At 44.1% G+C, this 15,478-nt stretch carries 9 protein-coding genes; 2 read left to right on the top strand and 7 right to left on the bottom strand.

The genetic code is table 11. The features are described from left to right. Nucleotides 1-319 precede the first annotated feature (319 nt). From IEY48_RS14785 to trmY, 3 genes are all read right to left on the bottom strand, one after another. Nucleotides 320-2,305 (bottom strand): glycoside hydrolase family 97 protein, encoded by a 1,986-nt coding sequence (locus IEY48_RS14785; protein WP_229786497.1) that lies wholly within the window; start codon nucleotides 2,303-2,305, stop codon nucleotides 320-322. Between the two features lie 285 nt (nucleotides 2,306-2,590). Then, nucleotides 2,591-2,908 (bottom strand): hypothetical protein, encoded by a 318-nt coding sequence (locus tag IEY48_RS14790; protein ID WP_188921650.1) that lies wholly within the window; start codon nucleotides 2,906-2,908, stop codon nucleotides 2,591-2,593. Between the two features lie 139 nt (nucleotides 2,909-3,047). Beyond that, nucleotides 3,048-3,644 (bottom strand): tRNA (pseudouridine(54)-N(1))-methyltransferase TrmY, encoded by a 597-nt coding sequence (gene trmY / locus IEY48_RS14795; protein WP_188921651.1) that lies wholly within the window; start codon nucleotides 3,642-3,644, stop codon nucleotides 3,048-3,050. A gap of 424 nt (nucleotides 3,645-4,068) precedes the next feature. Here trmY and IEY48_RS14800 point away from each other — a divergent pair, with 424 nt between their 5' ends. Continuing rightward, nucleotides 4,069-4,311: a YecH family metal-binding protein gene (locus IEY48_RS14800; RefSeq protein WP_188921653.1), complete on the top strand. Its 243-nt coding sequence runs from the start codon at nucleotides 4,069-4,071 to the stop codon at nucleotides 4,309-4,311. Between the two features lie 203 nt (nucleotides 4,312-4,514). Here IEY48_RS14800 and IEY48_RS14805 read toward each other — a convergent pair whose 3' ends face one another. From IEY48_RS14805 to IEY48_RS14820, 4 genes are all read right to left on the bottom strand, one after another. Beyond that, complete coding sequence (locus IEY48_RS14805; protein ID WP_229786495.1) at nucleotides 4,515-6,485, bottom strand: alpha-amylase family glycosyl hydrolase; 1,971 nt, start codon at nucleotides 6,483-6,485, stop codon at nucleotides 4,515-4,517. Nucleotides 6,486-6,858: 373 nt separating this feature from the next. Further along, nucleotides 6,859-8,778 carry a glycoside hydrolase family 13 protein gene (locus IEY48_RS14810; RefSeq protein WP_188921662.1) on the bottom strand — a complete coding sequence of 640 codons (1,920 nt, stop codon included), beginning with the start codon at nucleotides 8,776-8,778 and terminating at the stop codon, nucleotides 6,859-6,861. Nucleotides 8,779-8,847: 69 nt separating this feature from the next. Further along, a complete protein-coding gene (locus IEY48_RS14815; RefSeq protein WP_188921664.1) occupies nucleotides 8,848-10,371 on the bottom strand; it encodes a tryptophan halogenase family protein in 1,524 nt (507 codons plus the stop codon). A gap of 89 nt (nucleotides 10,372-10,460) precedes the next feature. After that, on the bottom strand, nucleotides 10,461-13,181 hold the full coding sequence (locus tag IEY48_RS14820) for a TonB-dependent receptor (RefSeq protein WP_188921666.1): 2,721 nt from the start codon (nucleotides 13,179-13,181) through the stop codon (nucleotides 10,461-10,463). Nucleotides 13,182-13,693: 512 nt separating this feature from the next. On the opposite strand from IEY48_RS14820, the gene IEY48_RS14825 reads away from it, so the two are divergent. Next, nucleotides 13,694-15,325 (top strand): alpha-glucosidase family protein, encoded by a 1,632-nt coding sequence (locus tag IEY48_RS14825; RefSeq protein WP_188921668.1) that lies wholly within the window; start codon nucleotides 13,694-13,696, stop codon nucleotides 15,323-15,325. Nucleotides 15,326-15,478 lie beyond the last annotated feature (153 nt).

Raw genomic sequence — 15,478 nt, forward strand, 5'->3', positions numbered from 1 at the left:
CAGATACAAATTTGAGATAATGGTATACATAAAAAAATGGCGAATACGCATCTCCCTAAGACAAGTATTCGCCAAGACCTAAGCTCTATCGATGGCTTATTTTCCTAATAAACCATCAATAAAGGCAATTAAGGTACTTTAAAGCTGGTGGCCTCAATCACTGACACACCAGAAACGACCTAGCCCTTATCATTCCGCAAGCCCAGAACGAAATAGCTGGTTTTATAGTAGCCTCGAGCCTGTTCTTGGTACAACTTACTACATACGTATTCATGCTATTTAAGCAACGTAATCAGTACATTTGTGCAACATCAAGTCGTTACAATGCTTTAAAGCGAATCGCGGTACCGCCGCTCGCGGCCAATGATAAATCGATACTATCTGCAGCAGTAACAACTCGGGTTTCTATAATATAATCGTAGGGGTTTGTTAACCAGTCGGCTTTATTTCCATCACGATATATTTGTGCTTCATATTTTTTATCGGCGGTTAAAAAGTCGAGTTTAACCGTGAGTTTACGCGGGTTTTCGTCAGTCAAGGCACCTAAATACCAATCTTCTGCGCCGCGTTGTTTGCGCGCAAACGCCACGTAATCACCAATATCACCTGCAAGGGCTATACTCTCGCTCCAATCAGTTGGCACATCTTGAATAAATTGAAATGCATCGAGTCGTTGCACGTAATTACGCGGTAAATCTGCCGCCATTTGGATGGGGCTGTATAACACAACGTACAGCGCCAGTTGTTTGGTTAGCGTGGTTTGTACGCGGTTTTCGGCATCTAATCCTTGTGGGGCTAAGTTGAAAATACCAGGAGTAAAATCCATAGGTCCTGCCAGCATTCGGGTGTATGGCAATATGGCGGTGTGCTCAGGGTTATTAGGTGGGCTACCCCAGGCATTAAACTCCTGGCCTCTCGCGCCTTCGCGGGCAATCCAGTTAGGGTAGGTGCGGCGCAAGCCTGTGTCTTTAATTGGCTCGTGAGTATTAATGCTAATGCCGCGTTTTGCAGCTTCCGTTACACTGTGCAAATACTCATTGACCATAAACTGACCGTCGTGCCATTCGTGTCTCACTATGCCGTTTTCGTCAATGCGTTTGATGTCGCCACCATCGGCTACATAACCGGTTTTAACTTGAGTGACGCCATGTTTCTTATATAAATCATAGGCATCGCTTATTTGATTGCGGTAGTTGGTCACAGAGCCTGAGGTTTCGTGGTGGCCAATTAAGCGAACATTTTTACTGTTACCGTATTGGCTAATCGTATCGATATCAAAGTCAGGGTAGGCTTTAGTAAAACTAAACACATCGCCATTATGGAACCAACTGCCATCCCAACCGTCATTCCAACCTTCAACTAATACACCATCAAAGCCATATTGCGCTGCAAAGTCCATATAGCGTTTGGTTTCGCTGGTGGTGGCGCCATGTTTTGGACCGCTACCCCAGGTGTTTTCGTTTAGGTGCATGCCCCACCAAATACCGACGTATTTGCCCGGTTGAACCCAGGAGACATCGCCCAGTTTGTTAGGCTCGTTGAGGTTTAAAATTAAGTCCGAATTGAGTAAACCTGTGGCGTTATTGGCAATTTGAATGGTGCGCCACGGTGTGGTGAATCCTGGTTGGGTTTTCACCCGAATACCGTCTGACCATGGGGTTAAATCTGCGCGTAATGTCCCGTCACGGCCTTGATTTAATACCATGGCAGCATAATCGGTTAGGGCCGCTTCATGGATGCTCATGTGCACACCATCATTTGTTCTAAACGTCATAGGAGTATGGGCGCGGTCGATTTTATCCAGCGTGGTGGTGCGGTATAAATACTCGTAGCGATTCCAACCTCGCCCGGGGATCCACCAGGCTGTTGTAAGCTGTGGATTAGGAATAACAAACTCGGTAAGCTCGTCGGTAATATCCAGTTTGGGTGTGCTCGCTAGACCTGCTTGTTTTGGCACAAGATAACGAAAGCCAATGCCGTCGTTAAAGGCTTTAAATTCAATATCAAAATCGAGTTGACCGTTAGACAAGGTGGCTTTGATGCGATTGTAATGATCGCGCACATTTTCACGCTCCCCCCAGGGTTGCTGCCAGGTTTGGTCAACACTGCTGCGGCTGACATTTTTAATGGTAAATTCACTGCCAAACTCACCTAGTTGCTGAAATACCAGGCCAAGTTTACTCGGGTTAATGACGGGTTTACCGTTAAAGGCTATTTGATATTCGGGACGGCCATTATCGTCAGTTAAGCTGATATTGATGCGGGTGTCTGGCGAGGTCACATGCACGGTTTTAGCATTCACCATGCTAGAAAATGCTAAGCCAGATAGTGCTAAAGCGCAGGTTAAACTAATGATGGATTTATTAAATCGAGATTGAGTCTCAGCGCTACGAGACAAAGCCGCAGTCTGTGGGTATGAGGGCGTCATACGGTATCCTTGTTGTTTATTATTATATTGTTATCAACAAGTAATATATGACGCTTTTAGATTTTACCGCAAAGATTTGCATACGTATTCAAAGCGAGAATGACAAGATGGTTTTGTTTTACCTGCAGGAAGTGAGACGCTAATCCAAAGGATGGAAGTGGGTTACTCACGTGTTGCCAGCGCAAATTTACCTGTTACTCGTTGGCCGCGCGAACGTTCACACCAAAAGCTGTATACAGGGTAAATGAGTGCAGCGCCAATTACCGAAAAAACAAAACCTAAAAAAGCATACATTAGGCTAGCGAACCAAAAAACGTCACCTTCTGAACCTTCAACATGGATTTGTGTTGAAATGACTAAATGAAATGAGATAGAAAAGGTCAAGGCAGCACCAAAACAAACCCATAGTGCGATGGCCATAAAAGAAAAGAAGTTGAGTTGGATGCGTGCTTCATCACTGAAGTGTTCGTGAATTTCCATATAAAAGAGCCTCCTATGACAACTTGTTTTTACTGAAGCGAATACGAAAGACTTGAGTGCAGTATGTATTTTGTAGTCTGAATTCTACAGTATGAATTGTGCACTCAAATCAATAAAGTCTGCTTAACGCTGCCCAGTGTTACAATCTCATGTCTAATTCATTGTGAATTAACACCACGCATTGCGATGCAAACAGCATTTTAGGGCCCAAATTGATATGTTGAGTCCCCAAACGCTTTAAGCTGTTAAAACTCTTTTTAGGCATGGGGATATGGTCGGTTAATAAAAAGCATGGGTTTGAGGCAAACTCAATATCGCGAACCGGGGTGCCTTTTTTCTCTAACATATACAGCTGGTAATCTTCGGCTAATTCTTGCACTAATTTTTCAAAGCTCACAGTGCGGACGGTGATACCTGCTTCTACGTCACGTAACTGTTCTTTATCCATACCTTTGGATACCGTTAATGCTTTAGCAATTTTATTGGTGAGGTTTTGCTCATGAAAGCCACCAATATGACCTAGCTCACTTGAACGAAAGCAAATAGTGCGGGAGAAATCGCTTGTGCTTTCTAACACTAAATACACTACGACATCATCGCGATGAGATTGCGCTACAAAGAGGGTATTCATTAAGGTGTGGGCTAAAATTTCAGTATGAGCTGATTGGCCAATGCCCGCCAAAAACTGCTGGCTATCAACTGGAGCCGCTCTGGCTCGAACTACAAAAGCGCGCATCGTAAATCCTATTGGAAAATAAATTAAGCTAACATCGATTCCCTTCTCCATTAATCATTAATCAATAATCAATAATCTAATTTGTATGTGCAAACTGATTAATGGCGATTAATGGCAAAGTTTATTACTTATTATCACAGTTTTAGTGTCTGCTGTAATGCGATTAATCTCTGTAACTGATTTTTTGATACAAAATCAAAATTAAACAGAGAGTAACTTTACGAGTAAGGTAGATTTACCCTGCTAGATTGCGCAATTGCGTTATCTCTATTTGAGCTCGATTTAAGGTGAATCACTGATTTAAATTACTTTGATGTTTACCCTAAATGAGCAAGATGTTACTGGATTTGTGTGCGAGATCAGGGTTTCTCTGACAATAATAAGATATAAAGTATAAATAATTTATATCTTAACCGGAGTTACAATGTCTGAATCAATCCATGGTCATCAAGTGATGCAAATGATGCTAGAACATGGCGCAGCACTCACTAAACAGCAACTTAAAAATATGATGCACACAACATTCGGCGTCGATACGCGTTATCACACTTGCTCTGCCAATGAGATGGATGCGGACATGTTGATTTCATTTTTAGAAAATAAAGGCAAGTTTATTGATAGTGACAGCGGGATCACTACTGCTGCAGATAAGATTTGTAATCACTAGTTCATATCAAGTTTTTGCTGGTTTTACGGTTGAGAGTCCGTCAATGGCGATGCGATACCGCTGCGAAACAAAGATTGGACTAATCGATTGATACAGCTTGATATTAACAAAGCGCCGCAGATGGCTTATCTGCGGCGCTTTTGTATTAACCAACTCAATTTGTTTTAACCAACTCAATTTGTTTTAACCAATTCATTTTGAGTTTAGTGTTTTTGAGTTAACTCAAATACCACTGATTGCAATGGTTGTAATTGCATTTGAACACTGGCGCTGTCGTGGTTATTCAATATCAAAGCGTGCTTATATGGCTGCTGGGTGAGTAAATCTATCAGCGTTACATTTTCAACAAGTTGCCATTGCTCAATGAGTGTTTTGGGTAGTGTAAGCGTAAATGTTTTAGGCTCGGTTTGGCTAAAGTTACTGGCAATGATCAATTGCTGCTCAGCATTATACCGGCTAAAGGCAAACACCTGATCATCATAGCCCTGGGTATTAAGCTGACGCTGTAAGGGGTCTAATGCTAGGTATTCGCCGGTTAACGCTGGCGCACTATGACTTAGGTTTAGCAAGGTTTGATAATAAGCGCGTAATGCCTTTTCATCTTCAGTGGATTGCCCGCCATCAAATTTACCGTTGTTCATCCAGCGTTGGTGTGCAGGCACGCCAACATAATCAAAAATACTGGTGCGAGTCGGCTGGCCAAAACCGGCCATTTCAGCGCCTTGCTCGCCGACATCCTGGCCAAAATACAGCAAGGTGGGTGAGCGGCTTAATGTGGTCGACACCACCATTGCCGGCAGCGCATTAAATGCATTACCGGCAAAATCGGCGGTGTTAATACGTTGCTCGTCGTGGTTTTCTAAGAAGTGCAGCATATGTTGTTCAATGTCGCTCACTTTTGCTTGTACTGTGGCGATAACCGCGGTGCTGGCTTTACCTTGAATAATGGCTTTTAAGCTGTCGTATAAATCCACTTTGTCGTACAGGTAATCCATTTTACCTAAATGAATATAATCACGATATAAATCAGGGTTATATACCTCTGCCAGAATAAAGGCATTAGGGTTTGTGTGTTTAATGTGGCTGTTGAGGTAGCTCCAAAATTCAACCGGCACCATTTCGGCCATGTCGTATCGAAATCCATCCACTCCTTTGGCTAACCAGTATTGGGCAATGTGCTCAAACTTACGCCATGAATCTGGAATGTCATCTGTGGCCTGTGCTTGCCAAAAAGCCAAATGCTCCGCGGCCGTTTTACTTGCATAGTCAGCAGGCAGTAACGGGAAGTCATGGCTGCCATCGGGCTTAACACCATAATTTATTTTAACGGTTTCATACCAGTCGTTGGCGTCAGGTTTGGCTAAACGTGAGCCATTACCAGTCCATTTTGCTGGAGATTCAGCAAATTTGCCGTCACTCAGAGGGTGAGTTTCGCCGCCTAACGGGGCGTAACCATGAGGAGCATCGGGCACAGCAAAGTCTTCACCGATTACATAATAAAAGTTGTTATGTTTGCTATAAACCTGTGAGGTATCGTCATTGGCACCAAAGTCTAGTTCACCTTTTGGGGCTGACAGAGAGTGATAGTTACGGGCAATATGATTGGGCACTATGTCGATAATCACTTGCATGCCATTGGCGTGAGTACGCTCGATTAAGGCTTCAAATTCAGCCAGGCGATTAGCTGGATTGGCCGCTAAATCTGGGTTGACGTTGTAATAATCTTTTACTGCATAAGGTGAGCCTGCACGGCCTTTAACGACATCGGGGTCATCATTACTGATCCCAATACTGGTGTAATCGTTAATGACGGCATGATGAGGCACACCGGTATACCACACGTGAGTGGTGCCGAGTGATTTGATGTCTTGTAAAGCGGTATCGGTAAAGTCGCCAAATTTACCCACACCATTGTCGGCAATGGTGCCCCAAGGTTTATTGGTGGTATTAGTGTTGCCATATAAGCGAGTGAAAACCTGGTACACCACGGGTTTACCGGTTATTGGCGATGACTTAACTTGTGTCATTGATAATGCCGATTCTCTCACATTTTCAGTCTTTTGAATGTCGGTATTGGTGGGCTTACAGCCGCTGATGCTTAAGCTTAACCCTATCACGGCTATGTAGGTGAGGGGACGCATGTTAACGTTAATTGATACTGAAGGTAATAACATAGGGACTCTTTTATCTTGGTATCCACTGGTGTGGTGCATAAGCGTGTGTGTTTATCACGGCTAGGCTAATCCACAGTGGTTCAGCCTAGCCTTAGCAATGTGTAATACCATTCCGCATTAATAAGTGACCACTCAGAATGCATCCAGCGGTTTTTGATTAAGGCGTCGCTATGTAGTAATGGTTATTCCCTTTCAAATAGCGAGAACGCAAAGCAAAAGCCGCTGGGGCATTCCTTTCTGGCGAGTTTTAAAAGGGCTTACACTGCGTTGCATGACTTCGAAAGAGAACAACTATTCATTCAGTCATACGCCTTGTTTAAACCCTTTTAAATTCTCGCTGAGAGATCATTTACTAACGCGGAATGGTATAAGCTTATCGTTTGAGCGACAAAATAGTCACGCCTTTTTGCTCAAGCTTAAGCGGGGTATCTAATTGATAAGATTGTTGATTGATAATATCAACGCCTTGAGTATTACCATCAAATACGCTGCTAAAGCGTTGTAAGTCGAGCGCTACGCTTTGCTCATTTTTATTGTAAATAATCAATAAGGTTTCATTATCAGCATGTCGGCTTTGCACGTAAACGCCATCTTTAGGCACAAAATGACGTAAATTTCCGTGTTGTATTGCTGCAGAATTTTTACGGTAATTGAGCAGGCTACGCATAAACGACATTGTGGCTTGTTGCTGATTATTTAAGCCTTCACCGGTAAAAGCGTTGACCTTATCTTGTGGCCACCCTCCCGGGAAGTCACCGCGCACTGCGCCATCGTGTCTGCCTTCTTTTGGGCTTTGCATTAGCACTTCTGTGCCGTAAAAAATCTGTGGAATACGGTTGCTAGTGAGCACGTAAGCCATCGCGATATTAAACAAGCCTAAATCGTTATTCATTAAGCTGTATAAACGGTTGGTGTCGTGATTACCTTCAAATAACACTAAGTCTGTCGGCTTGGCATACACCACATCGTCGGCTAAGCGTTGGTACAAATTAATTAAGCCTGTGTCCCAGCTTTCTGGCTCGGTTAAACTAGCAATTAAGGTGTCGTACAGTGGAAAGTCCATCATACTTGGGGTGTATGAGGTGTAACCATCGTTATTTTGCTTACCTGCTTGCCAATAACTCACAGTAATCGGGTTGCTTGTCCACTCTTCGCCAACAATATTAAAGTTTGGGTATTCGTCCATAATGGCTTTAGACCAATGGGTTAAAAATGCTTTGTCTGCATATGAGTAGGTGTCTTCGCGTATACCACTCAAGTCTGCATATTCAACCCACCAAATGCTGTTTTGAATTAAGTAAGTTGCCATGTGTGGATCAGTTTGATTCATGTCGGGCATGGTGTCGGTAAACCAGCCTTGGTCGAAATCAGCGGTGTCACTGGCCACAGCGTATGGGTCTTGTACTGTGGTGCGACGGTGGCTGGTGTAGAGAATATCTTGCGGGTTTTGCTGCCAGGCTTGTTGGCCGTTAACCCAGGTTTCGCTCGGAAAATCGGCCATCCATTGATGACCTGAGCCCATGTGATTCACAATGACATCTTTAATCACCCCTATGCCAAAGCTGCGCGCCTCTTGCACTAGTGCTTGGTACTCTTCGTTGCTACCAAAACGTGGGTCAATTTGATAAAAATGGGTGGTTGAATAACCGTGATAAGAATACTTATCTTGGTTGTTTTCAAGCAGTGGGTTAATCCACAACTGAGTCACACCTAACTCGTGTAAGTAGGGCAGTGCTTTGCGGATCCCCAAAATGTCGCCACCGTGACGACCACCATCAAAGCTACGATCGCTTTTTTCGAGCATGCTTGGGTGATTATCGTTATCCGGATTGCCGTTAACAAAGCGGTCTGGGGTGATTAAGTAAATCACATCTTTATTACTAAACCCCTGGCGTTCGCGCGCGCCAGGTTCCCGTGCTTGAATCGCATAATCAAATTGTTCGACTAGCTGATCATTATCATAAAGGCCAATTTTTAGTTGTTGTGCTTTGGCATCTTGTAAATCTAAATTGATAAACAAATGATTGGGGCTTGCGGTTTGCTCAACGTTGACCAGCTTGACGCCCTGAGCGTTGAGCAGCTTAACCTGATGGCCACGAATATTATCGCCAGCAACCAATAACTGCAATTGTGGATTATGCATGCCTGCCCACCACGAAAGGGGCTCAACGTTAACCTGTGCATTTACAGATAATGCACAGCAACTCATCGCCAATCCTAAAAAAGCTGAGCCGGCAAACAAACGGCTTTTTGCTGGCTTTGGTGTGTGTATATGGCTAGTTGATAAAGTCATATTGCGTCCTATGTCGTTTTATCTTGTTATTTATAACGTTAATGAGTCTTATTGGTTAACGTAAGCAGGTTAAAGCGCCTTAATAAACGCGCTATGTTCAGGCATGTTGGTAACTGTGGTGTTAATCACTTTGCTTATGTTGCCTAAATAATCTTGTAATGCTGCGGGCTCAACCGCTGCCGCGAGCGGGTGAAAGTCTGCCGGTGTAATGCCCTGGCCGAGCATCACCTGGATCCAGGCGGCTTCGGTAAACAGTTCGTCTTGATGCTTAAATACGCAGGCTGTTTGGCTAAATAAATCGATTTTTTGCTGTAAGCTGTCGGGAATACTCATGTCGCGGCAATGCTGCCATAAACCGCGGTTATCTGGCTCTGTTTGCTTGGCGTTGAGGTGGTAGTGCAAAATAATAAAGTCGCGAATTTGTTCAAACTCAGTTTGTGATTGACGATTAAACTCATCGACTTGTTGAGATTGAATGCCGTGATGCGGAAACAATTTAGTTAGACGAATTATCGCCGATTGCACTAAATGTAAGCTGGTGGATTCTAGCGGCTCTAAAAATCCGCTCGATAAACCAATCGCGATACAGTTTTTATGCCACTGCTTTACCCGTCTGCCCGTAGTGAAATTAATTTTACGGGGCTCAGCTAATGGTGTGCCATCAAGGTTGTCGAGTAATTGCTGTTTTGCTTGCGCATCACTCATGTATTGGCTGCTATAAACAATGCCATTGCCGGTGCGATGTTGCAGCGGGATCCGCCATTGCCAACCTGCATCATGTGCAGTGGCTATAGTGTAGGGCAGCAGTGGGTGGGTACTTTCACACGGCACGGCGTAGGCACTGTCGCAAGGTAGCCAATGTTGCCAGTTTTCATAATCGACACCTAAGGCTTGCTCTATCAATAGGGCAGAAAAGCCCGAGCAGTCGATAAATAAATCACCGGCGACGGTTTGGCCGCTTTGCAAGATCACACTGGCAATATTGCCGCTGCTATCAAGTATTGTGTTATCTATTTTACCTTCAAGGCGCTTAACACTGCGTTGCAAACAATATTGTTGCAGCATGGTGGCATATAAGCTGGCATCAAAATGGTAGGCATGAGTAATGCCCGACATTTGTGCATTGGGAATAGTGGCAATAGGCTGAAATTTATTGTGTTTAGCGGCTTGGAAATTAATGGAATAACGCCAAAAGTCTGCCGGATTGTATTGCGAGTTTGAGTCTGTGTTGTGAGCCGCTTGGGCGCAAAGCCAATAATGATGAAATGACGTAAAACCTAGGTCGCGACCAACATTGCCAAAGGCGTGCATGTAAGCATCACCTTGCTGATACCAGTTTTCAAATTCGATGCCCAATTTATAAGTGGCTTGGGTTGCGTTAATAAAGTCACTTTCTTTAATGCCCAGTACGCTATTAAAAATTTGTAGCGGTGGGATGGTCGCTTCGCCCACACCAATAGTACCAATGGCATCGGACTCGATGAGGGTAATATTGAGTTGAGTGTTAAATAGTCGGCTCAACATGGCTGCGGTCATCCACCCTGAGGTGCCGCCGCCCACAATGACAATGTTTTTTATTGTTGTTTGTTTCATTGTTATCGCCTTTATTTATTGTGTGATGGGGTCAATAAAGAAAAAGCCCCTGTAAAAGGTACAGAGGCTTTTTGTCAGCTTAATGCAAATTAAAACTTGTAGTTAGCACCTAACATAAAGTTACGGCCATAGTTTTGATAATCGCGAACTAAGCGTTGGTCATCACCTGTGTATGAGGTAAAAGGCTCGTTGGTTAAGTTATTCACTTGGAACTGAACCGATAAGCCGTATAGGGCATCGATTCCGCTTTCGGTAAAGTCATAACCTATTTGTGCATCGACTACGGTTTCTGCTTTCACGTTAACGTTGACACGCGTTAAGCTGATTGCGGTGACTTCACCTAAGAAGTCACTGCGGTAGCGAGAGCTAATACGCGCTTCAAAGCCTGCGTTTTCGTAGTAAACCGTCGCGTTAAAGGTTTTTTCAGATAAGCCTTCTAGCTTTTGTGGTTCACTGTCTGAAGTTTCTTTTACTTCACTGTCATTGTACGAACCACTTAAGATGGTACCAAAACCTTCTAGTTGGTCAGCAAATAAACCAAAATCTAGTGATAAAGAAGCTTCAATACCTTGAACATATCCGCCATTACCATTTTGTGGCTGGGTGACAATACCAATTGGGTTGTCTGTAGGTGATTGTGGTAAAAAGGTGCTGAAATCAAGTTCTGACTGTTGGTCATATACGAAGTTTTCAAGGTCTTTGTAGTATACCGCTAATGCAAAGTAGCCTTGATCGCTAAAGTAGTTTTCGTAGCTAATGTCGTACTGACGCGCTAACCAAGGACGTAATTCAGGGTTACCTGCGCCGCCTGACCAGTTAACATTGTCGTTTGGATTCTGATTGTAGCTAAAGTTAACGTTGGCATTCATTTTGTCCATGCGCGCTCGGGTTAGGGTACGAGCGGCAGCAAAGCGAACCATTTGACCATCGGCTACTTCAAAACCTAAGTTTAAGCTTGGTAACCATTCAACGTAAGAGTCACCCGCGGTGCGAGGGGTCACAATAACCTCGCCATCTTCAACCGTTGCCACTGTACCGTCTGAGCTTTGGTCAGTGTGCACTGCTTGAATACCTACGTTACCTGTAACCGGTAAACCAAATAGTTCTGTCTCTAAATTGGCTTTAACAAAAACGGTTGAGACTTCTTCTGAAATGGCCCAAGAGTTAGTTGCGCGAGATAAATCGACATCTGCTACGTCAGTTTCGGTGTAACCGCCAGCATTATAAAATGCCAGTGCATCGTAACTTAATACATCACCCATGCCGAAAAAGTCTAATGAGGTTGGTGATAATAAAAATTCATCAGGCACAGTTTCTAAGTAGTTATCTGAACCGTCATAACCCGCTAGAGTGAGGTAATAACCTTTATCAAGCTTGCTCTTGTCACGGTTAGTGCGGTTCACACCAAATTCAACGCTGCGAACAGCACCTTCGTCGAATATGTATTCAGCACTTAAACGGAACGAGTTAAGTTCGTCTTCAATTTCTGGTTTGTTGATAAAACCGTCTTGGGTGTTTGGCCCTAATGGACTACCCCAGCCAAGTGGGTCACCGAGCTTAATGACGTTAGGATCTGAGTAATCTAAGTTGTGAGTAAAATCGTAACCGCCATCACCGTTATACGCAAAACCTAAGTCATCAACTGCGCCAACACCAGTGCCACGACCTGTACCACTGTAAGTTTCCATACCAATGTCGGTACGGTCAACTTTTGACAGAGCGATGTCAGCTTCAACGCTCCAGTTGTCGTTGATGGTGTATTTGTTGTTCCAACCGATTGAGATTGAGTCTGCATCACGTTTGTTAACGTCGTTACGTACAACCACTTCTGCGCCAACAATGGTGCCTTCAGTGACAAGGCCATTTTCAGTTGTTGATGCAGTTACGCCGCCATTTGCACCCCATGCTGCAGGGATTTCAATGCCGCGTAAGCGCTGGTCATCGGTAAATTTAGTGTAATAAACATCAACCACAGAGGTAAATTGCTCGTTAGGTGCATACTCAAATACCGCTAACACACCGTCACGTTCTAATTCACTTGAACGTACAAACGGTTTTGCTCCGCCTAGCACGCTATCTCCGGCGTCATTTGTTGGGTAACCCCATGCTTGCCAGCGTTCTTCTTGGTTTGGCGACACCATGCGGGCGTAACCTAATGCTACACCAATGGTATCGTCTGCAAATTGGTCAATGTATGAAATACTGCCACGGTAGCCGGTATCATCCGAACCACTGTTTAACGAGCCTAAATCGTTCATTTCGCCGCGTAATGATACCGCAATGGTTTGCTCGCCATGGGTTAACGGGCTAATAGTTTGCATGTCGACTGTGCCGCCGATGGCTTGGGCCATAACAGATGCATCAGGGGTTTTGTACACCACAACACGGTTAAGTAGTTCTGAAGGGTATTGGTCAAATTCAACACCACGGTTGTCGTTGACTGACGCTTGTTCGCGACCGTTTAAGGTAGCGGTGGTAAAGTCTGGGCCTAAACCACGAATTGAGATTACGTTTGCACGGCCGTCTAAACGTTGTGCGGCAATGCCGGGTAAACGGGCTAGAGATTCCGCGATACTGACGTCTGGTAATTTACCAATGTCTTCTGCAGAAATGGCTTCAACAATTGAAGATGAAGACATTTTTAATGATTGTGATTCTTGTAAGCTGCGGCGAATACCAGTGACCTGAATCACTTCAATATTTTCTTCAGCAGCTTCTGTAGTTTGAACATCATCAGCAGCGTAAGCACTCATGCTGGCACCCGCGGCGGCTAATGCTAGCGTTAGTAAGCTCGGTTTAAATAGCAACATTCATCTTTCCCCTTTTTTGAACACTTAACCCGTTAATTTAGGTCGCGTGTTAGTGTCCTTTTGAATTTTGGTTACAGTCTTTTATTGTGTTTATGCTTCAGCATGCTTAAGTAACTTTATAAGTGACTTTATAAGTGACTGCATAAGTGCCGAAGTTATGACCAAATTGTTGCACAACAGTAACGATATTACTCTCAGTTCACTTTTGCCGACAATGTTATGCATACGTATTCAAAGGTGGTAGGCAGGATGTTGTGACGGTTTATTACATTTATTAAACATCTTTTTAAACACGCTTTGCAATGTAAGATGCTGATTAATAATGGTTATACCGCCACCTCTTTTTGTGGCTTGCAAACAAATTTCTTTGCATACGTATGCAGGTGTATTGAACCTCATTTCCTTATTCACGTATCCTCGGGGATAATAAATAACAACAGCGTTCTATTACGCGAACGCAACATTAAGTTAACTCACGGGTCGAAATTGGGTTAACTCATCAAGGGGAAGCAATGAGTCAGGTAACCTGGTGGCGTGGTGGAGTGATATATCAAGTCTATCCTCGCAGTTTAATGGATTCTAATGGCGATGGTGTGGGTGATTTGCAAGGCATTATTGCCAAGCTTGACTATATTGCCAGCTTAAATGTGGATGCGATTTGGATATCACCTTTCTTTAAATCGCCAATGAAAGACTTTGGTTACGACATTAGTGACTATCTTGAAATTGATCCTTTGTTTGGCACCATGGCAGATTTTGAACAGCTTATTGACCAGGCGCATCAACGCAATATCAAAGTGGTGATTGATCAAGTCTTAAGCCATACCTCAGATCAACATGCGTGGTTTGAGCAAAGCCGCCAAAGCCGAGATAACGACAAAGCTGACTGGTATGTATGGGCGGATCCTAAAGATGATGGCAGTGCGCCTAACAACTGGCTCGCTATTTTTGGTGGTTGCGCTTGGGAATGGGAACCTCGTCGCCAGCAGTATTACTTACATAACTTCCTTAAAAGCCAACCGGATTTAAATTTCCATTGCCCACAGGTGCGCCAAGCCGTGTTAAATAACGTCGAGTTTTGGCTTAAAAAGGGCGTGGATGGTTTCCGTTTGGATGCCATTACGTTTTGTTACCATGACGAACTATTACGCGACAACCCCGCTAAACCGAAAGATCAACGTCAAGGGCGTGGGTTCAGCGAAGACAATCCTTATGCGTACCAATATCATTATTACAATAATACCCGTCCGCAAACGGTGGGCTTTATTGAAGAGTTACGCGCATTGATTAACCGCTATCCAGGCGCGGTGACATTAGGTGAAGTCTCGTCAGAAGATTCACTCGCTACTATGGCTGAATACACTCAGGGTGATGACCGCCTGCATATGGCTTACAGTTTTGAGCTACTAACCGATGATTTTAGCGCTGCATATATTCGCCAAACCGTTGAAGAATTAGAAGCCAGTATTGGTGACGGTTGGCCATGTTGGGCAATAGGCAACCACGATGTTCAGCGTGTTGCCACGCGTTGGGGTAAACAACAAGCTAACCCGACCATGGTCAAAATGCTCAATGCTATGCTGTTTTCATTACGCGGCAGTGTCTGCAGCTATCAAGGTGAAGAGTTAGGGTTAACTGAAGCGCCAATCGAATTTAACCAGTTACAAGACCCGTTTGGCATTACCTTTTGGCCAATGTTTAAAGGCCGAGATGGTTGTCGTACGCCAATGCCTTGGGTTAAGTCTGCAGACAATGCCGGTTTTAGCAACGCACAACCTTGGTTACCGATATCAGCACAGCACATCAATAGTGCCGTGGATGTGCAAGAAGCCGATAGCGACTCTATTTTAAACAGCTACCGTCACTTTTTAGCATGGCGTAAACAACAGAATGTGTTAATTGACGGTGATATCCAATTTGTCGATGCACACCCAAATGTGTTGGCGTTTGTTAGAACATTGGGTTCGCAGCGGATGTTGGTATTATTTAACTTATCGATTCAGCAATCACACTTTGAGTTGGCTGACATTAAGCTTAACAGTGTGCTTGATGGACATGGGCTGGCAACAGGGCATCAAGATCAGCAGCAAGCAAACACCATTGTGTTGCCAAGCTTTAGCAGCTTTTATGCCTTTATCGATTAACCACAATAAGCCGAAATACTCAGTGTTTCGGCTTTTTTGTTTGCCCAGCGAAGCTGGCAAACCCGTCAGGTTGAAAGAAACCTGAATCACCCCGACTGAGGGGAAGATAATCCGAATGGCAAGGGCGTTGCTGGCCAACGGCAGGGTCTGAAG

The sequence above is a fragment of the Shewanella saliphila genome (assembly GCF_014648295.1).
GTDB lineage: Bacteria > Pseudomonadota > Gammaproteobacteria > Enterobacterales > Shewanellaceae > Shewanella > Shewanella saliphila.